Source organism: Rhodococcus sp. HNM0569 (assembly GCF_012726205.1).
Taxonomy (GTDB): Bacteria; Actinomycetota; Actinomycetes; order Mycobacteriales; family Mycobacteriaceae; genus Rhodococcus_F.
On record NZ_JAASAE010000006.1, the window covers coordinates 128756 to 153918 of the forward strand.

Annotated in this window: 28 protein-coding genes; 15 read left to right on the forward strand and 13 right to left on the reverse strand. The window is 69.7% G+C overall.

Annotated elements, in window-relative coordinates; genetic code table 11:
- Window positions 1-40 precede the first annotated feature (40 nt).
- Complete coding sequence (locus HCA44_RS10480; protein ID WP_169648495.1) at window positions 41-1171, forward strand: NADH:flavin oxidoreductase; 1131 nt, start codon at window positions 41-43, stop codon at window positions 1169-1171.
- A 125-nt stretch (window positions 1172-1296) separates the two neighbouring features.
- On the opposite strand, the gene HCA44_RS10485 is transcribed toward HCA44_RS10480, so the two are convergent.
- Window positions 1297-1800: a hypothetical protein gene (locus HCA44_RS10485; protein ID WP_169648496.1), complete on the reverse strand. Its 504-nt coding sequence runs from the start codon at window positions 1798-1800 to the stop codon at window positions 1297-1299.
- 298 nt (window positions 1801-2098) lie between these two features.
- On the opposite strand from HCA44_RS10485, the gene HCA44_RS10490 reads away from it, so the two are divergent.
- Entirely contained in the window at window positions 2099-3163 is a 1065-nt protein-coding gene (locus HCA44_RS10490) for a Dyp-type peroxidase (protein WP_169648497.1), read from the forward strand.
- A gap of 30 nt (window positions 3164-3193) precedes the next feature.
- Here the strand turns inward: HCA44_RS10490 and HCA44_RS10495 are convergent, their stop codons facing one another.
- Window positions 3194-4483 carry an adenylosuccinate synthase gene (locus HCA44_RS10495; RefSeq protein WP_169648498.1) on the reverse strand — a complete coding sequence of 430 codons (1290 nt, stop codon included), beginning with the start codon at window positions 4481-4483 and terminating at the stop codon, window positions 3194-3196.
- A gap of 230 nt (window positions 4484-4713) precedes the next feature.
- Here HCA44_RS10495 and HCA44_RS10500 point away from each other — a divergent pair, with 230 nt between their 5' ends.
- Entirely contained in the window at window positions 4714-5379 is a 666-nt protein-coding gene (locus HCA44_RS10500; RefSeq protein ID WP_169648499.1) for a hypothetical protein, read from the forward strand.
- Window positions 5376-6140 (forward strand): site-2 protease family protein, encoded by a 765-nt coding sequence (locus HCA44_RS10505; RefSeq protein WP_169648500.1) that lies wholly within the window; start codon window positions 5376-5378, stop codon window positions 6138-6140. Before HCA44_RS10500 ends, HCA44_RS10505 begins: the two co-directional genes overlap by 4 nt.
- A 16-nt stretch (window positions 6141-6156) precedes the next feature.
- Here the strand turns inward: HCA44_RS10505 and HCA44_RS10510 are convergent, their stop codons facing one another.
- Window positions 6157-6855: a GntR family transcriptional regulator gene (locus HCA44_RS10510; protein WP_169648501.1), complete on the reverse strand. Its 699-nt coding sequence runs from the start codon at window positions 6853-6855 to the stop codon at window positions 6157-6159.
- A gap of 131 nt (window positions 6856-6986) precedes the next feature.
- Between HCA44_RS10510 and HCA44_RS10515 the strand changes: the two genes are divergently transcribed.
- From HCA44_RS10515 to HCA44_RS10535, 5 genes are read left to right on the forward strand one after another with little or no spacing between them, the layout of a single operon-like run.
- On the forward strand, window positions 6987-8276 hold the full coding sequence (locus tag HCA44_RS10515) for an NRAMP family divalent metal transporter (protein ID WP_169648502.1): 1290 nt from the start codon (window positions 6987-6989) through the stop codon (window positions 8274-8276).
- Window positions 8277-8280: 4 nt separating this feature from the next.
- The gene (locus HCA44_RS10520) at window positions 8281-9036 is read left to right on the forward strand and encodes a 5-oxoprolinase subunit PxpA (RefSeq protein ID WP_169648503.1); all 756 of its coding nucleotides are present in this window, start codon (window positions 8281-8283) and stop codon (window positions 9034-9036) included.
- Entirely contained in the window at window positions 9033-9641 is a 609-nt protein-coding gene (pxpB, locus tag HCA44_RS10525; RefSeq protein ID WP_169648504.1) for a 5-oxoprolinase subunit PxpB, read from the forward strand. The genes HCA44_RS10520 and pxpB overlap by 4 nt, the downstream gene beginning before the upstream one ends.
- Entirely contained in the window at window positions 9638-10543 is a 906-nt protein-coding gene (locus HCA44_RS10530; RefSeq protein WP_169648505.1) for a biotin-dependent carboxyltransferase family protein, read from the forward strand. Before pxpB ends, HCA44_RS10530 begins: the two co-directional genes overlap by 4 nt.
- A complete protein-coding gene (locus HCA44_RS10535) occupies window positions 10540-11331 on the forward strand; it encodes a putative hydro-lyase (protein ID WP_169648506.1) in 792 nt (263 codons plus the stop codon). The genes HCA44_RS10530 and HCA44_RS10535 overlap by 4 nt, the downstream gene beginning before the upstream one ends.
- 137 nt (window positions 11332-11468) lie before the next feature.
- On the opposite strand, the gene HCA44_RS10540 is transcribed toward HCA44_RS10535, so the two are convergent.
- Together HCA44_RS10540 and HCA44_RS10545 are read right to left on the reverse strand one after the other, a co-directional pair.
- Window positions 11469-12350, reverse strand: a complete 882-nt coding sequence (locus tag HCA44_RS10540; protein ID WP_169648507.1) for an aldo/keto reductase — start codon at window positions 12348-12350, stop codon at window positions 11469-11471.
- A 58-nt stretch (window positions 12351-12408) separates the two neighbouring features.
- Entirely contained in the window at window positions 12409-13377 is a 969-nt protein-coding gene (locus tag HCA44_RS10545) for a patatin-like phospholipase family protein (protein WP_169648508.1), read from the reverse strand.
- Between the two features lie 125 nt (window positions 13378-13502).
- On the opposite strand from HCA44_RS10545, the gene HCA44_RS10550 reads away from it, so the two are divergent.
- Window positions 13503-13976 (forward strand): MarR family transcriptional regulator, encoded by a 474-nt coding sequence (locus HCA44_RS10550; protein WP_169648509.1) that lies wholly within the window; start codon window positions 13503-13505, stop codon window positions 13974-13976.
- Window positions 13969-14394, forward strand: coding sequence for a DUF5313 family protein (locus tag HCA44_RS10555; RefSeq protein WP_169648510.1), 426 nt, complete (start codon window positions 13969-13971; stop codon window positions 14392-14394). Before HCA44_RS10550 ends, HCA44_RS10555 begins: the two co-directional genes overlap by 8 nt.
- Window positions 14395-14397: 3 nt before the next feature.
- Here HCA44_RS10555 and HCA44_RS10560 read toward each other — a convergent pair whose 3' ends face one another.
- Entirely contained in the window at window positions 14398-15351 is a 954-nt protein-coding gene (locus HCA44_RS10560) for a YafY family protein (protein ID WP_169648511.1), read from the reverse strand.
- A 62-nt stretch (window positions 15352-15413) separates the two neighbouring features.
- On the opposite strand from HCA44_RS10560, the gene HCA44_RS10565 reads away from it, so the two are divergent.
- The gene (locus HCA44_RS10565) at window positions 15414-15878 is read left to right on the forward strand and encodes a pyridoxamine 5'-phosphate oxidase family protein (RefSeq protein WP_169648512.1); all 465 of its coding nucleotides are present in this window, start codon (window positions 15414-15416) and stop codon (window positions 15876-15878) included.
- 9 nt (window positions 15879-15887) lie between these two features.
- Here the strand turns inward: HCA44_RS10565 and HCA44_RS10570 are convergent, their stop codons facing one another.
- From HCA44_RS10570 to HCA44_RS10580, 3 genes are all read right to left on the reverse strand, one after another.
- Window positions 15888-16838 (reverse strand): cation diffusion facilitator family transporter, encoded by a 951-nt coding sequence (locus HCA44_RS10570; RefSeq protein WP_240945435.1) that lies wholly within the window; start codon window positions 16836-16838, stop codon window positions 15888-15890.
- A gap of 90 nt (window positions 16839-16928) precedes the next feature.
- Window positions 16929-17996, reverse strand: a complete 1068-nt coding sequence (locus HCA44_RS10575; RefSeq protein ID WP_169648629.1) for an FUSC family protein — start codon at window positions 17994-17996, stop codon at window positions 16929-16931.
- A 64-nt stretch (window positions 17997-18060) separates the two neighbouring features.
- A complete protein-coding gene (locus tag HCA44_RS10580; RefSeq protein ID WP_169648514.1) occupies window positions 18061-18477 on the reverse strand; it encodes a DUF3151 domain-containing protein in 417 nt (138 codons plus the stop codon).
- A 220-nt stretch (window positions 18478-18697) separates the two neighbouring features.
- On the opposite strand from HCA44_RS10580, the gene HCA44_RS10585 reads away from it, so the two are divergent.
- On the forward strand, window positions 18698-19915 hold the full coding sequence (locus HCA44_RS10585; protein ID WP_169648515.1) for a transcriptional regulator: 1218 nt from the start codon (window positions 18698-18700) through the stop codon (window positions 19913-19915).
- Window positions 19916-20005: 90 nt separating this feature from the next.
- Here the strand turns inward: HCA44_RS10585 and fbaA are convergent, their stop codons facing one another.
- Complete coding sequence (fbaA, locus tag HCA44_RS10590; protein ID WP_169648516.1) at window positions 20006-21040, reverse strand: class II fructose-bisphosphate aldolase; 1035 nt, start codon at window positions 21038-21040, stop codon at window positions 20006-20008.
- 270 nt (window positions 21041-21310) lie between these two features.
- Here fbaA and HCA44_RS10595 point away from each other — a divergent pair, with 270 nt between their 5' ends.
- The gene (locus tag HCA44_RS10595) at window positions 21311-21976 is read left to right on the forward strand and encodes a VTT domain-containing protein (protein ID WP_169648630.1); all 666 of its coding nucleotides are present in this window, start codon (window positions 21311-21313) and stop codon (window positions 21974-21976) included.
- 15 nt (window positions 21977-21991) lie between these two features.
- Window positions 21992-22687, forward strand: coding sequence for a DedA family protein (locus tag HCA44_RS10600; protein ID WP_169648517.1), 696 nt, complete (start codon window positions 21992-21994; stop codon window positions 22685-22687).
- Here HCA44_RS10600 and HCA44_RS10605 read toward each other — a convergent pair.
- From HCA44_RS10605 to HCA44_RS10615, 3 genes are all read right to left on the reverse strand, one after another.
- A complete protein-coding gene (locus tag HCA44_RS10605) occupies window positions 22665-23756 on the reverse strand; it encodes a glycoside hydrolase family 76 protein (protein WP_169648518.1) in 1092 nt (363 codons plus the stop codon). The two genes, HCA44_RS10600 and HCA44_RS10605, sit on opposite strands and share 23 nt — an antisense overlap.
- 73 nt (window positions 23757-23829) lie before the next feature.
- Window positions 23830-24507, reverse strand: a complete 678-nt coding sequence (locus HCA44_RS10610; RefSeq protein ID WP_169648519.1) for a TrmH family RNA methyltransferase — start codon at window positions 24505-24507, stop codon at window positions 23830-23832.
- 4 nt (window positions 24508-24511) lie between these two features.
- Window positions 24512-25108 (reverse strand): DUF6636 domain-containing protein, encoded by a 597-nt coding sequence (locus HCA44_RS10615; protein ID WP_169648520.1) that lies wholly within the window; start codon window positions 25106-25108, stop codon window positions 24512-24514.
- Window positions 25109-25163: the final 55 nt, after the last annotated feature.

A 25163-nucleotide genomic window follows, 5' to 3' on the forward strand; every position in this document is an offset into this window, starting at 1 on the left:
GTCGGGAATAGATCGACGTGTGCGCGGGTTGGCTGGTCTCGTGGAAGAATCTCGACTGCAGACAGACAGCCTGTTCACCCCCTTCAGCCACGGCTCGCTGAAACTGGCCAACCGCTTCGCGATGGCGCCCATGACCCGCGGCTTCTCGCCGAGCGGAGTCCCCGGCGACGACGTCGCCGCCTACTACCGTCGCCGCGCCGCGGCCGGGGTCGGCCTCGTCATCACCGAGGGCACCTACATTCCCGACCCCGCCGCGGGCCCGATGCGCAGCGTGCCACGGTTCTACGGAACCGAGTCACTCGACGGGTGGCGCCGCGTCGTCGACGCGGTACACGCGGAGGGCGGCGTGATCATCCCGCAGCTGTGGCACACGGGCGTCGAGCGCGGCGACCACCCGAAGTTCAATCCGGAGGTCACCACGGTGAGCCCGTCGGGCATCGCGCTCGACGGCTCACCGATGGGCCGCGCACTCGCCACCGCCGAACTCGACACTCTGCTCGAGGCGTGGGTTGCCGCGGCCGTCAACGCGAAGGATCTCGGCTTCGACGGCCTCGAACTGCACGGCGCGCACGGCTACCTGCTCGACCAGTTCCTGTGGGAGCGCACCAACACGCGCGATGACGGATACGGTGGCTCACTCGAGGCTCGCGTACGCTTCCCCGCCGAGGTGGTGGCTGCGGTGCGCGCCGCCGTCGGGCCGGATTTCCCCATCGTGTACCGCTTCTCGCAGTGGAAGTCGAACCAGTACGACGCGCGGCTCGCGCACTCCCCCGCCGAACTGGAACGGATCCTCACGCCGCTCGTCGATGCGGGCGTCGACATCCTGCACCCGTCGACGCGTCGGCACTGGGTACCCGAGTTCGCGGATCTCACCGGCCGCGACGGCGAACTCGGCCTCGCGGGCTGGACGAAGCGCCTCACCGGTGTTCCGACGATCACCGTCGGCTCGGTCGGCCTCGACGACGTGTTCACCACCGTGTTCACCGGCGACGGCAAGGCCCGCACCACCGGTATCGACCGGCTGCTACGGCAGTTCGAGAACGACGAGTTCGACATCGTCGCGATCGGACGCGCGCTGCTGTCCGACCCGCTGTGGGTGCAGAAGCTGCGCGACGGACGCACCGACGAGCATGTCGCATTCTCCAACGAGGACCGCGCGAAGCTCTACTGAGAGTAGTTGCACCCCAACCTGTGTGGTCGCGATGTCACATCGTGTGCGCTGGATGCACACGATGTGACATTGTGACCAGAGGCCACGGGTGACATCGTGACCGGAGGCCAGGGGGTGAGCGCGGTTCAGCTCGGCGCGACCAGCGCGAGGTACGCAGCCTGCATGCCCGAGCCCGGCGCGTACACGCCGACGTCGAGCGCGCACGTCGGGCACGGCGCGAGCGAACCCGGCGCGGCACCCGTCGCGTGCGCCGCATTGCAGCGCACGCAGTATGCGTGTGGGTCACCCTCGTCCACCGTGACCTCGTCGACGACGGCGCCGTGCGCTAGCGCGAGCGAGCGGGCGGGACCCACTGCGGCGCCGTCGCCGAGCAGTGCGAGCCTGCTGCCACGCGGCGCGTGCAGGACGCGGCCCAGCGCATCCTCGGAACGCGCCGACCACGCCGGAGGCAGCCGCAGCCAGTCGACGCGCGTGCCGCGGACGGATTCCGCGAGATCGTGCGCGGGCCGGTACGCGGCGTCGCCGAATGACGCGATCGTGAGACAGCCGACAGGGAGGACGTTTGCCGCCGCGTCCGCACGCGTGGGCAGGCCGGCACGAGATTTCCGCGCTCGAGAGCGCGCAGTCACCGAAGTCATGGTCACCGCCGTTTCGAAGCTGTATGGGTTCCTGTCGCGGCCGCTCACCCGAAGCTACCGGACACCAGCATGATTCGATGGTGAGCCACGCCGACCCCGCGCGCCACGCCGGACACGGAACGCTGACGATCTCTTAACGCCCCGGTCACATCCTGTGACCCGAGGCTGCGCACATCCTGCGAACCGGCCCCCGCCACGCCGCGTCGGCCCTTCGCCTGACCCGAGCCGCTCGGACGGCGATAATCGCAGTGACCCGTGGAGCACAGCAGTACCCGCCGGAAGGAACACGATGACCGAGTCGCTGTCGGCACAGTCGCCGCAGAAGGTGTCCGACCCCCTGAGCGCCGCGGCGCTGTTCGTGGTGGTGCAGGCGGGGCCCGCCGCCGCGGATGCCGGCGCCGTGCTCGACGTCGCGACCGGGGTGGGCGAGCTCGTCAAGAATGTCGGCTTCCGCGACCTGCCGTCGTCGCTCTCGTGCGTCGTGAGCATCGGCTCCCGGTTCTGGGACCGCCTCGGTCTCGACTTCAAGCCCGCGGGCCTGCATCCGTTCGTGCCGCTCGACGGCGGCGTGCATTCCGCGCCGAGCACGCCCGGCGACATCCTGTTCCACATCAAGGCACGTCGACCCGACCTGTGTTTCGAACTCGGCAGGCAGATCGTGTCGCAGCTCGGCTCGGCCGGGACGGTCGTCGACGAGGTGCACGGGTTCCGCTATTTCGATTCGCGCGACCTGCTCGGGTTCGTCGACGGCACGGCCAATCCGGTCGGCGCGGAGGCCGTCGACGCCACCACGATCGGCGACGCCGAACCCGAATTCTCCGGTGGCAGTTACGTGATCGTGCAGAAGTACCTGCACGACATGGCGGCCTGGGACTCGCTCACCGTCGAGGAACAGCAGAACGTCATCGGCCGCACCAAGGTCGAGAACATCGAACTGGACGACGACGTCAAGCCGAGCAACTCGCACGTCGCCCTCAACACGATCGTCGACGACGACGGAGTCGAACACGACATCCTGCGCGACAACATGCCGTTCGGGTCGCTCGGCGACGACGAGTACGGCACGTACTTCATCGGCTACGCGAAGGACGTCGCGATCACCGAACTGATGCTGCAGCACATGTTCCTCGGCAACCCCGAGGGCAATTACGACCGCATCCTCGACTTCTCGACCGCCGTCACCGGGACGCTGTTCTTCGTACCGAGCCTCACGATGCTCGGGCGCCTACCGGACCTGGCGAGTCCGTCGGATGCGGTGCCCGAGTCCGGCGGAACGCCCACGACGAGCGACCCTGCTCCGGCACCGAATGCCACACCTGCCGACACGAGCCTCGGTATCGGCGGCAAGCCCTGAGGGCATCGGTGGCACGTGCCGCCGCTGCGCTCAGGCCAGGATGTCGCGGCGGACGATGGTCTGGTCGCGGCCCGGGCCGACACCGATGCACGAGATGAACGCACCCGACAGCTCTTCGAGCCGAAGCACGTAGTTCTGTGCGTTCTGCGGCAGGTCGTCGAAGGTGCGCGCGCCCGAGATGTCCTCCCACCAGCCCGGCATCTCTTCGTAGATCGGCTTGGCGTGGTGGATCTCGCTCTGCGTCATCGGCATGTCGTCGTGGCGGACGCCGTCGATCTCGTAGCCGACGCAGATGGGGATCGTGTCGAGCGACGACAGGACGTCGAGCTTGGTGAGGAAGTAGTCGGTGATGCCGTTGACGCGAGTCGCGTAGCGCGCGATGACCGCGTCGAACCAGCCGGTGCGGCGCGAGCGGCCGGTGGTCACACCCACCTCGCCGCCGGTCTTGGCGAGGTACTCGCCCGACTCGTCGAACAGTTCGGTGGGGAACGGGCCCGAACCGACGCGCGTGGTGTACGCCTTGAGGATGCCGAGAACCGTGGTGATGCGGGTGGGGCCGATGCCGGAGCCCACCGACGCGCCGCCCGCGGTGGGGTTGGACGACGTGACGAACGGGTAGGTGCCGTGGTCGACGTCGAGCATCGTGCCCTGCGAACCTTCGAGCAGGACGGTCTCGCCGCGTTCGAGCGCACGGTTCAGTTCGAGCCGCGTGTCGGCGATACGGTGACGGAATCCCTCTGCCTGCGTGAGGACTTCGTCGACCACCTGGTCGGGTTCGAGGGCGCGCCGGTTGTAGATCTTGGCGAGCACCTGGTTCTTGAATTCGAGTGCCGCCTCGACCTTCTGCCGAAGGATCTTCTCGTCGAGGACGTCGGCTGCCCGGACGCCGACGCGGGCGATCTTGTCCTGGTAGCAGGGGCCGATGCCGCGGCCCGTCGTGCCGATCTTGCGGGCGCCGAGGAACCGTTCGGTGACTTTGTCGATGGCCACGTGGTACGGCATGATCAGGTGCGCGTCGGCCGACAGCAGCAGCCGGTCGGTGTCGACACCGCGAGCCTCGAGACCGGCGAGTTCGGTGAGCAGCACGCCCGGGTCGACCACGACGCCGTTGCCGATCACATTGGTCACCCCCGGCGTGAGGATGCCCGACGGGATGAGGTGCAAGGCGAACTTGTCGCCGTTCGGGAGCACGACGGTATGGCCGGCATTGTTTCCGCCCTGGTAGCGCACCACCCACTGGAGGCGTTCGCCCAAGAGGTCGGTAGCTTTGCCCTTGCCCTCGTCGCCCCATTGGGCGCCGATCAGGACGATTGCCGGCATGACGTTGTCTCCTACGGTCGACGCGCAGCCGTGTCCGACTGCGTGGTCCTGCCGCGTGCAGGCAGTGGCCGGGGGAACAGTCTAGCCGAGCGGCTTCTGTGCGATCCGGACACGTCGCCGTGCGCCCCGTGCAGCCGCATCGCCCGTCACACGGGACGCTCATGATCGCGGTCTACGATGGCGGCGACGTGCCAACCGACGGTGACGTGCCGAACCGAGCAGGAGAGCTTGTGACCCCAGTCGTCCTCATCTGCGGCGATGCGCCCCTCCCGTTGCCCCTCGCTGCGGTGTCGGTGTCGAGCGTCCCCGCGGTGCCGGGCAAGGACGATTTCGACGAGGTGTTCTCGAAGCTGCAGGTGGTCGAGAATCCGCGGCTCGTCGTCGTGGGCGACGACCGGGCGTTCGCCGCGACGCTCACGCGACTCTTGCGTACCGACCGCCTGAACATCGAGCTCGCGTACGTCACCGAGCACGACACCCCCGCGACGGGCGCGTACCACCTCGCGACGGGGGCCAAGGCCGCGCAGGACGCGCTGAACGGCAAGGCGCACGCGCTGCCGCTGATCCGCGACGACGCGGGCATCGCGCTCGTCGGCGAGGCCGTCTACACGGGCACCGGATCGACGGATCTGACCGGTGAGATGTACGTCGACGACACCCGCCTGTTCTCGGGTACGACGCGTCCGGTGCGGGTGCGTCCGATGCCGAATCAGCCGGGCCTGCGCGCAGCGGTCGACCGCAGGCGCCGGTGGGTGCCGCGGAGGTGGACCGAAGGGCGTGCGGCGCAACTGGGTTCGCCGGGCGCGATGCTCGTGCGCGACGGCGTCCCGCACGAGCGTCCGCTCACGCGGTCGACGTTCTACCGCGACGAGCGCGAGTGGCTGTTGGTGCGATGACCCGCACCCGGCGTGCCGCGGTGAAACCGAGCCCGGTGTTCGCGGCGATCGTGGCCACCACGGTCGTCGGCGGGATCCTCGCGTGGCGCGCGGCGCCCGATTCGGCACTCGCACACGCGGGTGTCTTCGTGCTCGTCGTCGCGGGCTGGGTCGTCACCCTGTGCCTGCACGAGTTCGCACACGCCTACAGCGCGTGGCGGGCAGGCGACACCGACGTCGAGGTGCGCGGCTATCTCACGCTCGACCCACGCAAGTACAGCAATCCGCTGCTCTCGATCGGGATCCCGGTGCTGTTCATCGCGCTCGGCGGCATCGGACTGCCCGGCGGCGCGGTGTACGTCCGGAGCGGCTTGTTCCCGCGCGGCACGCAGGCGCGGATCTCGCTGGCGGGGCCGCTCGTCAACGTGGTGTTCGCGATCGTGCTGCTCGCGGTGGTGCGGCTGTTCGGCAGCGGCGAGCACATCGTGTTCTGGGCGGGCGTCGCCTTCCTCGCGTTCCTCCAGGTCACGGCGGCACTGCTGAATCTGCTTCCGGTCCCGGGCCTCGACGGCTACGGCGCGATCGAACCGTTCCTGTCGGCCGAGACGCGGCGGGCGCTGCGCCGGTTCGCCACCTACGGAATCCTGTTCGTGATCGCGTTGCTGTTCGTCCCCGAGATCAACCGGGCGTTCTTCGGCGCGGTCTACTGGCTGTTCGAACTGTCCGGGGTGGACCGCGTGCTCGCGCAGTACGGCAACGGGCTCATGCGCTTCTGGCTGTGAGGGCTGCCGCGCGCGGTCAGGCGTCGAAGGCGGAGAGCAGGTCGCCCTCGGCGACCACGAGATAACGCGCGAGGGTGTCGGCGGCGTCGGCCGCGCGACCCGCCGCGAGGAGGTCCGCGATCTCGCGGTTCATCGGGACGTACGGGGCGTGGAAGTCGCGCGCCTCGCCCGCACAGAAGAAGACGAGTCTCATCTCGGCGAGCAGCAGGCTCATCTCGGCGTCGAGACGCGTGCTGCCGCCGAGCGCGACGACCGCACGATGGAACCGTTGGTTGGCCGAGGCCACGGCGTCGCCGTCGCCCGCACCGAGCGCCTTCTCGCCTGCACGCACCGCGTCGACCACGGCGGACGCGTCGTACCCGTCGGTGTCGGCGAGCGCGCGCAGGCACCCGGGTTCGATGACGCGTCGTGCGCGGTAGATGTCGCGGACGTCCTCGGCGGTGGGCACGCGCACGAAGACGCCGCGGTGCGGGATGCGCTCGAGGATCCGTTCGGCGACGAGCTGGCTGAGCGCTTCGCGCAGTGTGTTGCGTGAGATGCCGAGCGCGTCGGCGATCGGCTCCTCCGGCAGCCGTGCGCCGGGCCGGAAGATCCCGTCGACGATCTGTTCGCGCACGACCTCCGCAGCACGGTCCGACGACGAGGTCAGCACCACCTTCGGCCGCGAGGCCGCGAGTGTGCGGAGGGCGTCGGTGGTGGGCTGGGCGCGGGTCACGCGGCTCAGTCTAGGCGGGTTGGAGATTGCAGGATTGTTGAACAATCCTTAGCATCTCCGACATCGCAACGAAACACGTCGCGGCGACTCTCAGGTGAACCCCGTTCACCCCGTTCGACAGGAGCCTGCCCATGCCTGCAGCCGATGGCGCGACGGCCGATCACTCATCCGATTCCGCCGAGACACCCCATACCCACGCCGCCGGAGGCGACGCGACCCCCGGCGGCGGCAAACGCAGCCATGCGACCCGTGGCGCCCTGCTCGGCGCGATGTTCCTCATGGCGACCAGCGCGGTCGGCCCCGGCTTCATCACCCAGACCACCAACTTCACGGCGCAGCTCGGCGCGGCGTTCGCGTTCGCGATCGTGATCTCGATCCTCATCGACATCGCGGTCCAGCTGAACGTGTGGCGCGTCATCGGCGTCGCCGGCGTGCGTGCACACGAACTCGGCAACAAGGTGCTGCCGGGCGTCGGCTGGGCACTGGCCGTGCTCGTCGTCCTCGGCGGCCTGGTCTTCAACATCGGCAACACCAGCGGCGCCGGTCTGGGCGCCAATGCGATGTTCGGGCTCGACCCGCGCATCGGCGGCGCCGTGTCGGCGCTCATCGCGATCGGTGTCTTCCTCAGCAAGCGCGCGGGCGTCGCACTCGACCGCATCGTCGTCGTGCTCGGTGCGGGCATGATCGCGATGACCACGTACACCGCGATCGTGTCGAAACCGCCGTTGGGCGACGCACTGCGCAATGCGGTGCTGCCCGAGAGCGTCGACTTCCTCGCGATCACCACGATCGTCGGCGGCACCGTCGGCGGCTACATCACCTACGCGGGTGCCCACCGACTGCTCGACACCGGCATCACCGGGCCGCAGAACGTCGGGCACATCACCCGCGGTTCGATGTACGGCATCCTCGTCACCGGCATCATGCGTGCACTGCTGTTCCTCGCGATCCTCGGCGTCACCGCGGGCGGCGTCGCCCTCGCGAAGGACAATCCCACCGCCTCGGCCTTCGAGCACGCGATCGGCAGCGCAGGCGGCGTCGCGTTCGGCGTCATCCTGTGGGCGGCGGCGCTCACGTCCGTCATCGGCGCGGCGTACACGTCGGTGTCGTTCATGACGACGTCGAAGACGTCCGCGCGCACCCAGAATCTGCTCACCGTCGCGTTCATCGCGCTCAGCGCGATCCTGTTCGTGACGCTCGGCGCCGCGCCGGTCAACCTGCTGATCTTCGCGGGTGCGTTCAACGGGCTCATCCTGCCCATCGGATTCACCGTCGTACTGTGGGTGGCGTGGGCACGACGCGACCTGCTGCACGGCTACCGCTACCCCGTCTGGCTCAAGGTGGCCGGTCTCGTGGTGTGGCTGCTCACCCTCTACCTCGGCTGGAACTCGCTGAGCGGCCTCGCCGATCTCTGGAGCTGATCGTATGAACATCGACCTCAACAGCGACGTCGGAGAATCGTTCGGGCGCTGGGAACTCGGCGACGACGAGGCCGTCCTCGACGTCGTCACGAGCGCGAACGTCGCGTGCGGGTTCCACGCGGGTGACCCGCAGACCATCGGCCGCACCTGCACGTGGGCGGCGGCGCGCGACGTCCGCATCGGCGCGCAGGTGTCGTACCGCGACCTCGCGGGCTTCGGCAGGCGGTTCGTCGACGCGTCGCTGCGCGAGCTGACCGACGACGTCGTGTATCAGATCGGTGCGCTGCAGGCCCTCGCCAGCGCGTCCGGGGGTCGCGTGCGGTACGTCAAACCCCATGGCGCGCTGTACAACACGGCGGTGCACCACAAGGAGCACGCACAGGCGATCGTCGACGCGATCGCCGCGCTCGACGCGTCGCTGCCGGTGCTCGGCCTGCCCGGATCGGCGCTGCTCGCCGCTGCCGAGAAGCGCGGACTGCGCACCGTACGAGAAGCGTTCGCCGACCGCGCGTACACCCCCGAGGGCACGCTCGTGTCCCGTCGCGAGCCCGGCGCCGTCCTGCACGATCCCGACGTCGTCGCGGAACGCGTGCTGCGCATGGTCACCGAGGGCGTCGTCGAGGCGGTCGACGGCAGCGTCGTGTCGATCGACGTCGACTCGGTGTGCGTGCACGGCGACAGCCCCGGCGCGGTCGAGATGGCGCGTGCCGTGCGTGCGCGTCTCGGCGACGCGTCGATCCTCGTCCAGCCGTTCACATGATTCTGCGTCCCTACGGCACCACCGCGCTGCTGCTCGAGCTCGACGACATCGCGGACGTACTCGCGTGGAGCGCCGCGATCGAGGCCGCGCAACTCGACGTCGTCGACGTCGTGCCCGGTGCGCGCACAGTGTTCGTGTCGGTCACCGATCCGTCGCGCCTCAGCGTCGTCCGCGACGCGATCTCCCGTCTCGAACCCACGCGGTCGACCGCCGCGTCGGGCGACACCGTCGACATCCCCACCATCTACGACGGGCCCGACCTCGACGACGTCGCCCGACTCACGGGGTTGACCACCGACGAGATCGTCGACGCGCACACCCGCACGCCGTGGCGCGTCGCGTTCACCGGATTCGCGCCCGGCTTCGGCTATCTCGTCGACGGCGACGAGCGTCTCGAGGTTCCGCGACGGGACGAGCCCCGTACTTCCGTACCGCCGGGCTCGGTGGGTCTCGCCGACCGCTTCAGCGGCGTCTACCCCACCGCATCGCCCGGCGGGTGGCAGCTGATCGGCCGCACCGACGTCACGCTGTTCGACCTCGGCCGCACGCCCCCCGCGTTGCTCACCCCGGGCACCCTCGTCCGATTCGTGGCGGTGGATTCATGACCGTCCTCGAAGTCCTTGCCACCGGGCCGCAGTCGCTCGTCGAGGACGCAGGCAGGCCCGGCCTCGCGTCGAGCGGCGTGGGTCGCTCGGGCGCGGCCGACCGCCGCTCGCACATGCTCGCCAACCGTCTCGTCGGCAACCACGAGGACACGGCGGCCGTCGAGGTGTTGCTCGGTGGCTTCGCCTTTCGTGTCGACCCTGACGCCGACCGCGACGTGTTCGTCGCGGTCACCGGCGCGGATGCCGAGGTCACCGTCGAGACCGGAGCCACCCGGATCACCGTCGGCCGCAACGCCCGCATTCGAGTGTCACCCGGATCGACTGTGCGATTGGGCAACTCGACGGCCGGACTGCGCTCGTACGTCGCGGTACGCGGCGGGGTCGACGTGCCGCACGTACTCGGGTCGCGTAGCACCGACACTCTCGCCGGACTCGGCCCCGACGCCCTCGCACCGGGCGACCGCCTCGCGGTGGGACACTCCCGTCTTCCGTTGCCCCGCACCGATTTCGCGCCCGTGCCCGCCGTCGGCGGCCCGACCGCGACCCTGCGCGTGGTGCGCGGGCCGCGGGACGACTGGCTCACGGATCCGCACGCACTCGTGACGACCACGTGGACGGTCTCCGAGCGCACGAGCCGCGTCGGCGCGCGGCTCACCGCCGCGTCCGGTCCAGGCGTCGCGATGGCGCGGCGCGGCAGGCAGTTGCCGTCGGAAGGTGCGGGGATCGGTGCGATCCAGGTGCCGCCTGGCGGCGAACCCGTCGTCTTCCTCGCCGACCATCCCGTCACGGGCGGCTATCCCGTGGCCGGGGTCCTCGTACACGACGACATTCCCCGCGCCGCGCAACTGCGCCCCGGAACGACCGTGCACCTCGAGTGGGTGCGAGAAGGGACCGTCCAGTGACGACCGAACGCGCTCTGCTCTCGCCGGCCGATGCCCGTGCCCGTTTCCGCGACGGTCTGGTGACCCCCACGGCGGGCTGGTCGGACGGGTACGCGCAGGCCAATCTGATCGCCGTGCCGCGCGACTACGCATACGACTTCCTGCTGTTCGCGCAACGCAATCCGAAGTCGTGCCCCGTCCTCGACGTGCTCGATGCGGGCGAGTTCACCGGTCCGCTCCTCGGCGGCACCGGCGACATCCGGACGGACGTCCCCGCCTACCGCGTGTACGTCGACGGCGAGCAGATCGCAGAGGTACCGGACGTCCGCGAACAGTGGACCGACGATCTCGTGGCCTTCCTCGTCGGGTGCAGCTTCAGCTTCGAGGCCGCGCTGCTCGAAGCCGACGTGCCCGTGCGGCACATCGAAGAGGGCCGCAACGTCCCGATGTACCGCACCGACCGAGCGTGCCGTCCGGCGGGCCGCCTCCACGGGCCCCTCGTCGTGTCGATGCGCCCGATCCCGGCCGGTCAGGTGGCCGACGCCGTCCGCGTCACGTCGCGGTATCCGTCGGTACACGGCGCGCCGGTCCACATCGGCGACCCCGCCGCGCTCGGCATCGCCGATTTCGACCGTCCCGACTTCGGCGACGCAGTCACCGTGCGGCCCGGCGAGATTCCCGTGTTCTGGGCGTGCGGCGTCACGCCGCAAGCCGCAGTCATGGAATCGAAGCCGCCGCTCGCGATCGGCCACGCGCCCGGCCACATGCTGGTGACCGACCTGCGCAACAGCACGCTCGTCGTGCCCTGATCCCGGCGGGCTCACGCGGACCCGCGTGCGCAGATCCGTCGAAGACCTCCTGCCCGCGCTCCGTGCCCACGGGCGCGCGACCATGATTCGGCGTCGCGACGACCGCCGCATCGACGACACCGGGCGCCGCCGGCGGTTCAGGCTTCGGGGATGGGCATACCGAAACGCTCGAGGGTCATCGACGCCGGTTCGGGTCCGCCGCGCACGCCGGTGTCGAGCGCGTCGAGTTCACGGAGTTGTTCCTGCGTCAGTTGGAAGTCGAACACGTCGAAGTTCGATTCGATCCGCTCGGTGTGCACCGACTTCGGGATCGCCGACCGACCCTCCTGCAGGTGCCAGCGAAGCATGACCTGGGCAGCGGACTTGCCGTATTGCTCGCCTATCGCGGTGATCACGGGGTCGTCGAAGGTGGTGCGCTCGCTGTCGCTGCCGCAACTCGTGATGCCTCCGATCGGCGACCACGCCTGGGTGAGCGTGGAGTTCTGGGCATCGGCCCGCTGGACGTCGGGCTGGGTGAAGTAGGGATGCAGTTCCACCTGGTTGACTGCGGGCACGACGTCGGTGCGTTCGCGCAGGGCGGCGAGATGTTCCGGCATGAAGTTGCTGACGCCGATCGCACGCACCCGACCATCACCGAGCAGCGCCTCGAGTGCCTTGTAGGCGCCCACCGTGCGATCGAAATCCGTCGGGAGCGGCTGGTGCAGGATGAACAGGTCGAGCGTGTCGAGGCCGAGTTTGCCCACACTCTTGTCGAACGCGTGCAGCGTCTCGTCGTAACCGAAATCGCTGATCCACACCTTCGTCTCGACGAACACCTCGGATCGGTCCAGGCCGGAACGACGAATCGCCTCACCCACCTCGCGTTCGTTGGCGTACGCGGCGGCCGTGTCGATCAGCCGGTAACCGGTCTCGAGCGCCTGCACGACGCACTCGGTCGTCTCCTCCGGCGGCGTCTGGTATACGCCGTAACCGAGGGCGGGCATCACGACGCCGTTGTTCAGGGTGATGTCGATGCTCATGGTTCGAGCGTAGGCAGCCGGCGGTGCGGGCACACGGGTTCGACGAGTTCGGCGGGCCTCAGCGCTGTTCGAGCATTCCCGCCAGTGCGCGGCGCATCGCGTCGCCGCCGGCCCGGGCACCCGCGCGCATCACGGCGGCATCGCTCTCACTACGTCCGACGTCGGGCGAATCGGGCGCGGGGTGCACCGCCATGACCGACGGCGTCGCTCCGGCCGCGGTGTTGTAGTGCGCCAGTCGCTCCGCGATCACGAGTCCCCGCGCATTGCGGTCGGCGAATGCCGCGCGGGCTCCCGGGGCGGCGCGACGCAGCCACCGATCGGTCACCCAGCGCACCGCCGGCGAGTCGCTGGTCGTCTCGCCCCGACGACGCGACGTGAGCACCAGCACGTGCGTCGCCCCCGCCGCGATCGGCGTGTCGAGCGGAATCGATTCGGCGAGACCGGCATCGAGGAAGTTCCGGCCACCGAGTCGCACCGGCTTGCCTGCCAGGATCGGCAGTGCCGCGCTCGCACGCATGGCGAGGTGCAGGCTCGCGCGGTCGCGCACCAGCGGGCCGAGGTCGACGGACTCGCCGGTCGCCGCGTCGGTGGCCAAGGGGTGCAGGCTGATCGGGTTCGCGAGGATGTGGTCGGCGTCGAGGCCGAGGGTCCTGTCGTAGAACTCCTCGATGAGCCACTGCAGATCGAACAGCGGCCTGCGGGTGAGCGGATTCCACGGCCGCGACATACGTGCGTATTTCTCCGGCTCGGTCCACGCCTGCAGTCCGGTCTGTACGTGCGCGCTCAGCAGCCAGGCCGCGGTGAGCGTGCCCGACGACGAGCCGTAGACGGCGTCGAACGCGGGCAGCAGGCCGGCCTCGTCGAGCGCCGCGGCCATGCCGCCGGAGATCACACCGCGATTGCCGCCGCCTTCGATCGCCAGCGCGACCCGCAGGCCGTCGGCCCGCTGCCCAGGCGTACTGCCCGCCGCGACGCGCTCGCCGAGCACGCGCAGCACATCGTGATCCCGTTCGGCCGCAATCGACACCGGTCCTCCTCGTGCATGAACTCCGGCCAGAGGTTACGCCGCGCCCGTCATCGGCCCGCGTGCGGTGCACCACTTTGTTAGTGCGCGAATTTCTAGTGCCCTAACCGACTGCTACGGTGGTCTGCATGGATTCGATTTCGGCGCCCGACGACGCCCTCGCACTCGATCGTCAGGTGTGTTTCGCGCTCGCCGTCGCCAATCGTGCGGTGCTCGCGGTGTACCGGCCGCTGCTCGAACCGCTCGGACTCACGCACCCGCAGTACCTCGTGATGCTGGCGTTGTGGGAGCGCAGCCCGCTCACCGTCAAGGAGCTCCGCACGGTGCTGCAGTTCGACTCCGCAACCGTGTCGCCGCTGCTCAAACGCCTCGAGGCCGCCGGCCTGATCACGCGTACCCGCAGCACCGACGACGAGCGCCAGCTCCTCGTCTCGCTCACCGACGACGGCGCGGCGCTGCGCGAGCAGGCCCTCGGCATCCCGCCGGCCGTCGTCGCGCGCCTCGGCACCACCTTTGCCGAGATGGGCGAGCTGCATCAGGTGCTGTCTTCGCTCAACCGCGCCGCGTTGCGCGCCGGAGCGCTGGAGGCCGACGGTGAGTGACCGCACCCCGGCCCGCACCGAGGCCGGAGATCCGACCAGCACGCCGGGCAGGAAGAGGCCGAACCCGCTGCAGTGGATCGCGTACACCTTCGGCCGCCCGCTGCCCGCGTCGATGCAGGACTGGGTGCGCAACGACCTCACCGGCGACTGGGCGGTACCGCGACACCTGATCCGCAGCATGGTGCCGTTCCTGCCGGTGTTCGCCGCGTTCCTGCTCTTCCCCGGCCCCCTCGCTCTGCGCGGCGCGATGATCCTTCTGGGAGTGCTTCTCGCGCTCTTCTATTCGCTCGCCTACATGGCACAGAACCGGGCCCGGCGGCTCGAACGGCACGGCCTGCCCGGCGACCTCGAGAACCCGCGCAAGAAGTCGGCACACGACGCCGAACGGCGCGCGTACGAGGCGCGGCACCGCTGGTGACGACTACCTGTTGAGCGCCACCGCAGCCTCGGCGGCGTCGCGCACCCTGCGCCGCAACGCTTCCGGGGCCAGGACCTCGACGTCGCCGGGTAGCGCCGCCAGTTGCGAGGCTGCGACGTCCTCGGCTTCGAGCCGCAGGTCGACCGCGACCCACCCGTCTGCATCGGCGGGTTCGGGCGCGACGGCGGCGGCCTCGACGCCCACGACGTCGGGCAACCGCCGCCATGCGTACGGCGAAAGCCGTACGCGGCAGTCGTATCTCAGTAGCGCGCGGTCGAAACGGCGCGCGGTGTCGGCCCACCACTGCGACAGTACGAAGCCGTCGGGCCTGTGCACCTCGCCCGCGACTTCGTCGACCGAGGCGATGCGCGACACCCGATAGGTGAGAATCCGATCCCGGTGCGCCGCGACCAGATACCACACCCCCGCCTTCACGACGAGGCCCAGCGGGTCGACCGTGCGCCGCGAACGACGCTCCTTCGAGACGTACTCGAGGCGCAGCCGGGTGTCGGTGACCACGGCGCGGGCGACGGCGGGGAGCAGCGCGGAGCTCTCGTCCGCACCGCGGAACCAGCCGGGTGCGTCGACCAGCACCCGCTCCCCCCACGTGCGCGCCCGCGCGCTCAGCGACGCGGGCAGGGCACCGAGCAGCTTGCCGCGGACGTCGTCGGCACCCAGTCCGAGCTCCGACGCGACCGACGGCACCCCCAACAGCATGAGCGCCGACGTCTCGTCGATCGTGAGCCCCGACAGCCTCGACTGCCAGCCGTCCAGCAGTCGGATCCCGCCGCCCGGGCCGCTGTCGGTGACGACCGGAACACCCGCCGACGCGAGTGCCGCGACGTCGCGGTACACGGTGCGCACCGACACCTCCAGCTCGGTCGCGAGCCGCTGTGCGGTGGCCCCGCGCCCGCCCTCGAGGCGCAACATGAGCTGCAGCAATCGCGTCGAACGCACCAGGCGATCGTACGAGAAATCACTGACAGAAGATGGCAGTAATGTCCGCGCACACTGACCACATGACCGACTGGAAGACGTTCGACACCGAAGCACCGCAACTCGCCCGGGCGGTGGCCGCGCGCCTGCACGCCCACAAACACCATGTGCTCGCGACACTGCGCCGCGACGGCTCACCGCGAGTGAGTGGCACCGAGGTCGAGATCTACGACGGCACACTGCTGTTGGGCTCGATGCCGGACGCGCGCAAGGTGCAGGATCTGCGTCGCGACCCGCGCTACGCGCTGCACTCGAACCCGGGGCACCACAGCATGGACGGCGGCGACGCGAAGATCACCGGGCGCGCTCGCGAGCTGTCGGGCGCCGAGAAGAAACGCGTCACCGACCGCTACCCCGACGAGATCGGTGCGGCCGACGTGTTCGCACTCGACGTCGAGGAGGTCGTGCTCACGACGGTCGCGGGCAACGGACTGCACGTCGACCTGTGGCGGCCGGGCGCGGGCGTGCAGCGATTCACGCGTACGTGAAACCAACCCTCACCACGTGACCTCACGCGCACATCGCCTGCCCACCGCCGCGTTCTCGACCTGCACGGTGGCGTGCGAGAGCCCGTGCGTGTCGAGCACGACACGGGCCCGTTGCAGTACGCCATTGGGGTCGTCGTCGCTCGTCAGGTGCGCGGTGGCGACGTCCATGCCGGTGGTGAGCGTCCACACGTGCAGGTCGTGCACGCCGTCGACACCGGGCAACGACTCGAGATCGGCGCGCACCGCGTCGACGTCGACGTGTGCGGGCGACGCCTGGGTGAGGATGCGCAGCGAGGCCGCCGCGAGCGAGAGCGCGCGCGGCAACACCCACAGCGAGATGAGCACACCGACGACGACGTCGGCGTAGGTCCAGTCGAACACCGTGAGCAACACGCCCGCGACCAACACGCCGACGCTGCCGACGGCGTCCGCGAGCACCTCGAGATAGGCACCGCGCACCGCGAGGCTGCCCGACGCGTCGCCGCGGATGAGGAACATGGCGACGAGGTTCGCAGCGAGGCCGGCCGCGGCGGTGATCATGAGCGCGACGCCCGGCACCTCCGGCGGATCGCCGATGCGCTCGATCGCCTCGTAGAAGACCCACGCGGCGACACCGAGCAGCAGCACCGCATTGACCATCGCGGTGAGGACCTCCGCACGATGCCACCCGAAGGTGCGTCCGGGTTTGCGGCTGCCGCGGTGCGCGAGGACGAGCGCGGCGAGCCCCATGCTCAGGCCCGCGACGTCGGTGAGCATGTGCCCCGCGTCGGCGAGCAGCGCCAGCGAATCGACGGCGAGGGCGACGATCACCTCGAGGACGAGGAATGCGGCGATGATGCCCAACGCGAGCGTCATGCGCCGGATGCGACCACGTGTGGGCGCGGCCTGCGGCGTCACACCGTGCGAGTGCCCATGCCCCACGCGCGCTCCCTTCTGTGAACATCGGCCCACTACGACCATCGGCCTTCTGCGAATATCCGGCGAGAGCCGGTCGTCTACCCCTTCGGGATCATATGCGTACTCGTGCATATGATCAACAGGGTCGGCAGCTCACAGATCGGGCCGATACGCGGGATGCTCGACGGTCGGCGGCAGCGTCGCGATCGCCGAGATCCGCTTGAGGCCCGCGACCTGCAACAGGTCCACCAACAACGACCGCAGCTGCGCGAACACGACCGTCGCCGAGAGCCCCGCGTTCTCCACGATCGACGGCTTCAAGCCCGCCGCGACCGACCGCAGCACGCGCGCCGCTTCCGCCTGATCGGGCTGCTGCCCGGGATCCGCGAGCGCCATGCGCTCGAGCACCTGAAGCGCATGCGACAGCTTCTCGACCTCGTCCACCAGGCGCTGGTCGAGGATTTCGTCGTCGCGGACCAGCGTGAGCGAGCGGCGCGTGAGAACGCGAATGTTGCGCATCGCGTTGTCGATGGGGTCCACGGCGGCCGTCAACCGCTCCAGGCGGCGGCGTGTACGCCAGTAGAAAGGTGAGATGCGAGCGATCTCGCGTCCGCCGACGACATGATCGCGCAGCGTCTCGATGTTCTTCTGCGTCGTGCGTGCCTTGGCCAGCGCCTCGACGATCGGCTTCTCGTTCTGCGCCATCAGCCCGTCTGCGACCAGTGCCAAGACCTCCGACGCACTGCGCAGGATGCCCGCCGCGTCGAGCCGCGCCCGACCGACCGGATGTGTCGGCACCAATGCGACGACGAGAATGCCCACCGCGCCACCGACGAGCGCGTCGACCATGCGCTCGAGGCCGGGGATGCCACCCGGCGGCACGAGCGTCGCGACCAGCACGGCCGACGTGCCCGCCTGCATCGCGACGAGGGCGCCGCTGTTGAGCAGCACCGCCGCCGACATCGCGAGGACGATGACGAGACCGATCTGCCACGTGCCGCGGCCGATGACACCGATCAGCAGGTCGCCGACACCGACGCCGATCGTGACACCGACGACCAGCTCGACCGACCGGCGCATGCGCGCGCCGAGGGACAAGCCGAGCGACACGATCGCGGCGATCGGCGCGAAGAACGGCGCCTGGTGGCCTACGAGCGCGGTGGCGACCCACCACGCGAGGGACGCCGCGAGCGCACACTGCAGGATCGGCAAGGCCGACACCCGCAGGCGTCGTACCGACTTGGCGAGCCCGCCGCGACCGCGCTCTCGTGCGGTGCGAAGCGGATCAGTCGAGGCCAAGCTCGTGAGCCGCGCGCGGATCACTGTCCTCGAGCAGGTCGAGGCAGCGCGCGTACTCGTCGTTCTCGCCGATCGACTTCGCGGACTTCGCGAGCACCGCGACGCAGCGCAGGAAACCACGGTTGCCCTCGTGGCTGTAGGGAACGGGTCCGAAGCCCTTCCACCCGTTGCGCCGCAACTGGTCGAGACCGCGGTGGTAGCCGGTGCGCGCGTACGCGTACGCCGCGATCACCTCACCCTTGTCGAACGCACCCTCGGCCAGGTAGGCCCATGCGATCGACGCCGTCGGATGCTGCGCGGCCACGGAGGCGGGGTCCTCGTGCGCGAGCAATGCGGCTTCGGCCTCCTCGTCACCTGGCAGGAGCGTGGGCTGGGGTCCGAGCAGGTCACCGAAAGACGTCATGCGCCCATTGTGCACCGCGCTCGGCCGCCGGGTGCCACACACCACGTCCCCGGGGCGCGCACACACGCGACACGCGCACCCGACGTGGCCGGAAGCCCTCGAACTCGGGTCTGGTGTCGATAAACTGGCGCGCGAGTTGCGCGTCAGCGCGCCACTCGATCCAGCCGCACAACCGACCGGGCCGCCGATCCGCCCGGTCGCACGAGCAAGGGACGTCACGGTGTCGGACCCGAAGAACAACGAGCCCACGCACGACGAGGACCGGGCGGCCGGTACGGACGGGCACGGCAACACGCCCGCCGACGATGCGCCCACCACGAAGCTGCCCGGTGCGCAACCACCGGCGCCACGGCCGGTGGAGAAGCCGGGCACGTCCGAGAAGCCCGGCACGTCCGAAACAGCGGAGACCGTCGAGGCGAACAAGCCCGGGGCCGAGAAGCCCGGTGCCCAGAACGAGGCACCCGAGAAGCGGGCGGCCGAGCCGGGGGAACCCGAGACACCCGCCTCCGCTGCCGACGCCGAGACTCCCGCTGCCGAAACCCCCGCTGCCGAAACCTCCGCTGCCGACGCGTCCGGCGCAGAACCGGAGGCCTCCGCCGCGGAAGAGTCCGACGCGGCAGCCCCGGACAAGTCGGGCGAGTCAGACGCCGAAACCGAGATCATCCGGCCTGCCGACGCGAAGACCGACGTCATCGGCACTCCCGGCAAGGCCGCCGAACGCGGGCCGTCGGATCCCGCGGCAACCGATGCCGCGGGATCCGAGCCCGCGGCTCAGGGCGATGCCGACGCGCCGACCACCGGACACTCGCTGCCGAACCCGCGTCCCGCCCGCGTGCAGCCGCCCGCGCCGCGGCCGGTCGTCACGCGGCGGGCCGAACCGATGCGTGTTCCGCCTGCCGCTCCGCCACCTCAGCCCAACGCCGGTCCCCCCGGTGTCGGCGCCCCGGCGGCAGCCGGCAACTCCGCGGGTGTGCCCGCCGCGGACACCGGCTCCGAGCCGGACTCGAAGAACTGGACCCGCGCGGCGCTCGGCGCCGCCGCCGTGGTCGTCATCGCGGCCGTCGCGGCCGGCATCTTCCTGGTCAACGAGCAGCGCACCAACAACTCGCCCGAGGCGAAGATCCAGAACACGATCGACACCTTCGTCGCGGCGTTGAACGACGGAGACCTCGCGACGCTGCGAGACACGACGTGCGGCTCGCTCTCCGAGTACTACAGCGGGTTGTCCGAGCAGGAGTTCGGTGCCGTCCACAACGCCGCCGCGTCGCAGCAGAACGTCCCCGTCGTCGGCCCCGTCGACGCGGTGCAGATCAACGGCACCTCCGCCATCGCGCAGGTGTCGGCGCACACGGCCTCCGATCCGGGTCAGGAATCGTGGCGCACGTTCAACCTCGAGCAGACCGACGACGGCACGTGGAAGATCTGCGACCCGGTGTAGCCCCGAAAAGCACTGTGAGCACTTTGCGAGTCCAGGGACTCGCAAAGTGCTCACAGGTGCGGCGGCGCCGCGGCGCGCACGAACAGTGCGTTACGCCGAAACCGAGCGGCCCGCCGACTTGAGGTCGTTGCACGCCTCGACCACACGCGTGCTCATGTTGGCCTCGGCCTTCTTGAGGTAGCTGCGCGGGTCGTAGACCTTCTTGTTGCCCACCTCGTTGTCGACCTTGAGGACACCGTCGTAGTTCTCGAACATGTGGCCCGCGATCGGCCGCGTGAACGCGTACTGCGTGTCGGTGTCGACGTTCATCTTCACGACACCGAAATTCAGCGAATCGTCGATCTCCGACTTGAGCGAGCCCGAACCACCGTGGAAGACGAAGTCGAACGGCTTCGAGCCGGCCTCGAGACCCAGCTTGTCGGCCGCGACCTTCTGGCCCATCTCGAGCACCTCGGGGCGCAGCTTGACGTTGCCCGGCTTGTAGACGCCGTGCACATTGCCGAACGTGGCGGCCAGCAGGTACTTGCCGTGTTCGCCGACGCCGAGCGCGTCGACGGTGCGCTCGAAGTCCTCGGCCGACGTGTACAGCTTGTCGTTGATCGCGTTCTCGACGCCGTCCTCTTCGCCGCCGACGACGCCGATCTCGACCTCGAGGATGATGTTCGCGGCTTTACAGCGCGCGAGCAGGTCCTTCGCGATGTCGAGGTTCTCGCCGATCGGCACGGCCGAGCCGTCCCACATGTGCGACTGGAACAGCGGGTTGCGGCCCGCGTTCACCCGCTCCTGCGAGATCTCGAGCAGCGGCCGGACGAAGCCGTCGAGCTTGTCCTTCGGGCAGTGGTCGGTGTGCAGCGCGATCGTGACGTCGTACTTGGCCGCGATGACGTGCGCGAACTCGGCGAGCGCGACCGCGCCGGTCACCATGTTCTTGACGCCGAGACCCGAGCCGAACTCGGCGCCACCGGTCGAGAACTGGATGATGCCGTCACTGCCCGCGTCGGCGAAGCCCTTGATTGCGGCGTTGATCGTCTCGGACGAGGTGCAGTTGATGGCGGGGAATGCGAACGAGTTCGCCTTCGCCCGTTCCAGCATCTCGGCGTAGACCTCGGGAGTCGCGATTGGCACGGCGGCAGTCCTCCATTGACAGTCGAATTCCGGCGCGCCGACGGTTCGGCGCGGCATGTCGTCCCTGCAGTATGACAACCCGTTCGCGGATCGTCCGCGCTCGGTTCCAGTCTGCGTCGCCGCGTCTCGCGCGGTGGTCCTTTCGGTCGAGTCGGGCCTCACGGAGGCCGTGGGCACGGTGCGGTCTGTGAAGAACCGCCGGGTCCGCCGGTACGCTGTCTCCTCGTGGACTTGCAGGCAGCTTCGGACTCCGTGACCAACCTCGCGCTCATGCCGGGATTCCTCGACCCGGTCAATCTGCTGAACTCGTTCGGCAACTGGGTGCTCGGCGGCCTGTTGCTCGTCGTGTTCATCGAGTCGGGCTTGCTGTTCCCGCTGCTCCCGGGCGATTCACTGCTGTTCACGGCAGGCCTGCTGTCGTCCCAGGAGGATCCGTTCGCCCCCATCTGGCTGTTGCTGATCCTCACGCCGATCGCGGCGATCGTGGGCGACCAGGTGGGCTACATGATCGGCAAGCGGGGCGGCGCGGCCCTGTTCAAGAGCAACGACGCCCGCTTCTTCAAGAAGAAGTACATCGACGACGCGCACGCGTTCTTCGAGAAGTACGGCCCGCTCACGATCATCCTCGCCCGTTTCGTCCCGATCGTCCGTACCTTCGCGCCGCTCGTCGCGGGTGCGTCGCGTATGCGCTACCCCGTGTTCCTGCTGTTCAACGTCATCGGCGGCATCGCGTGGGGTGCGGGTGTCACGCTGCTCGGCTACTTCCTCGGCAATGTCGCGTTCATCCGCGACAACATCGACCTGATCTTCATCCTGATCGTGCTGGTGTCCGTGGTCCCGATCGCGCTCGAGGCGGGCAAGCGGCTTCTGCGCGCACGCCGCGAAGGCGCCGCACGCGACGCCGAACAGCCCGCCCCCACCGAATCCACCCCCTGAGGTAGCACCACCGGCATGGCGATCATCGCGTCCGAGAGTTTCGGCCCCTTCGCAACGGCCGGTCCCCTGTTGATCTGGGCAGTCGTGCTCACCTTCGTGTTCCTCGAATGCGCCGTCGTCGTCGGGCTGTTCCTCCCGGGTGACTCGATGCTCATCACCGCGGGGATCGTGCTGTCCGGACATGCGGCGGGCGTCGCGCACGTGTGGTCGCTCTCCCTCGGCGCGATGGTCGCGGCGATCGTCGGCAACCAGGTCGGTTACGTCATCGGCCGTCGCACGGGGCACCGCATCGTCGCGCGACGCGGCGGCCGCTATCTCACCGAACAGAACCTGCACAAGGTCAACGTGCTGCTCGAGCGGCGCGGCTTCTGGGCGGTCCTCGTGGCACGGTGGATCCCGTGGGTGCGCACGCTGTGCCCGATGGTCGCGGGCGCGGCGGGCATGAACCACACGAAGTACACGATCGCCAGCACACTCGGCGCCATCGTGTGGGCGCCCGTGCTGCTGCTCACCGGCTTCTACGCCGGCAGCTTCCTCGACCACACACCGTGGTTGCTACCCACCGTGCTCGCGGTGCTGCTCGTGCTGCTCGCAGTGGGCACCGTCATGGGTATCCGGCAGTACCGCGCCGAGATGGCCAAGCCGGTCGAACCGGTGTCGGTGACGACGCGCGACGCGGCCGTGGCGGTCACGGCACCCCGCGCGTCGTGACGCGGTGCGCGGCCTCCATCAGCATCCATCCGGACAGCTGAACCGACAGGTCGCGCTCGGGCTTGCGCCCCGCCTCCCATTGCATCGGCAGCTGCGCCTGCTCGGACCACTCGTGCCCGAAGAGCGGCAGGCCCTCCACCTCGAGCCGGTTGTTCCACGCGTGCTCGGCGGACGTGGTGACGAGTGCGGCGGCCGTGCCCCGCGCGTACCGGTCGGCGGGTTCGTCGCCGCGGAGCTTGGTCGCCGCGAACGCGAGATAGCGCGCGAGGATGCCCGCGAACAGGCCGCCGTCGCCGCCGCCGCGGCCTTGGATCACGCCGCGCACCGTCAGGTGCCGGTCGATCGCCTCGACCATCCGGTACACACGCAGTCGGTGCTCGCGCGAATCGAGCCGATTGGCGAGTTCGACCTCGAGCGCCAACGCGACACCCTGGCAGTACGTGTAGAAGACCTGTTCGACGACAGGCGTGCCCGCCTCCGGTAGATGCACGCCGTCCCACAGCAGATAGGTGGCGTCGTCGCGCAGCTCGCGATCCATCCAATCGGCCATGTCCTCGGCACGCCGGACACGTCCCGTGCGCGCGAGGACGAGCGCGGCCGGCGCGTTGGCGGGCACGTTGAAGAAGTCGGACCCCCGGCGCCACGGGATGCCGCCGCCACGCTCGGGTTGCCATGCGTCGACGAACTGCGCCTCGAGCACCCGCAGCGCCGCGTGCTTGTCGAACGCCCTGATCCGCCGCGCGCGTTCGAGCGCGAGCGCGAGCCAGGCCATGTCGTCGTAGTAGCGATTGGTCCAGCCGGTCAGATTCCGGAGGCGATGACCGGCCACGACGTGCTTCGCGCGCACCGCGCAGTCGGCGCGCCCGGACCGCTCGAAGGCGTCGAGCACACAGTCCAGCAGGTGCGCCTGCCACCAGTAGTTCCACACCAGGAAGGAGCCCTCACGCCCACCGGCAGGCCACGCGACGACACCGAGTTCGGTATGCGGGAGGGCCCACAGCATGCGGACGTGGCGTTCGCAGACTGCGGCTTCCGCGGCGTCGGCGCGCGCGGCCCAGTCAGCCTCCATGAACCGATCTTGGTGCATCGGACCATTCGGCACGGTCGGTTTCGGAACGTCGGGCGTCGTCAGCGCGGTTCCGTCACGGCCATGCCTGCGCAAGGTCGGCGTGCTGCCGGATCCACGTGTGCATCGCGATCCCCGCCGCGACGCCCGCATTGATGCTGCGCGTCGAACCGAACTGCGCGATCGAGACGGTCGTGAGCGCGGCGTCGCGCGCATCCTGCGTCACGCCCGGCCCCTCCTGCCCGAACAACAGCACGCACCGGCGCGGTAGACGCACGGTTTCGAGGGGAACCGATCCGGGCGTGTTGTCGACCGCGACGACCTCGAGATCGTGGGCGCGCGCGAACTCCACGAGGCCGGGGACGTCCGGATGGTGCAGCACGTGCTGGTACCGGTCGGTGACCATCGCACCGCGCCGGTTCCACCGGCGGCGGCCGACGATGTGCACCGCGGCCGCGGCGAACGCGTTGGCGGTGCGCACCACCGTGCCGATGTTGGAGTCGTGCGCGAAGTTCTCGATCGCGACGTGCAGCGGGTGCCTGCGCGTGTCGATGTCGGCGACGATCGCGTCGCGCGTCCAGTACCGGTAGGCGTCGACCACATTGCGACGGTCGCCGTTCGCCAGCAGGTCCGGGTCGTAACGCGGGTCGTCCGGCGGGGCCGCGTCGTGCTCGTCGGCCCACGGTCCGACGCCGTGCGGATGTTCACCCCATTCGGTGGGGCCGGCGGAGTCGTCGGGATGCGGTGGGATCACATGCTCAGAAGGTGTCGTTCGAGTCGCTCGCGACCCGGAAGCCGTGGCCGGTCTCGTCGTTGCTGCACGTGACGTCGGTGGCGGAGGTCTTGCACGTGTAGCCGAGCTTGCTCAGCTCCGAACCGGCGGGCAGGACGGGATCGGGATCGTCGCCGCCCGACGTGTAGACCGCTCCGCCCGCACACATGAACGCACCCTCGCCTTCGTTCTCGACGCGGACGCCGTGGCCCCAGTCGACCATGCAGTCCTCGGGGCGCGGCGGCACCGGGCTCGTGGCGCCTTGGCAACCGGCTTCGGTGCGCGACGGCAACTTGACGATGCCGCACGAGAACCCGCCGTCGGGCGTGGTGAAGAAGTACGACTCGTTGCGCTCGTATTCGACGTCGCGCAGCGTCGTGGTGGGTGCCGCGGAGGACGACTCGGTGGTGGTCGACGGCGCGGGCGTCGTGGTGGACGGCTCGGCCTGCGTCGTGGTGGCCCGCGCGGCAGCCACTTCGGTCGAGGCGGCCGGGGCGTCGGCCTGCGTGGAACCGCCGCAGCCCGCGAGAACGAGTGCCGCCCCCACTGCCGTTACCGCCAACGACATCCGCCGCATCGTCATCCGCATCGCCCTCCGCACCGCTGTTCCGACCGTTCCTGCGGGAGCACTCTAACCG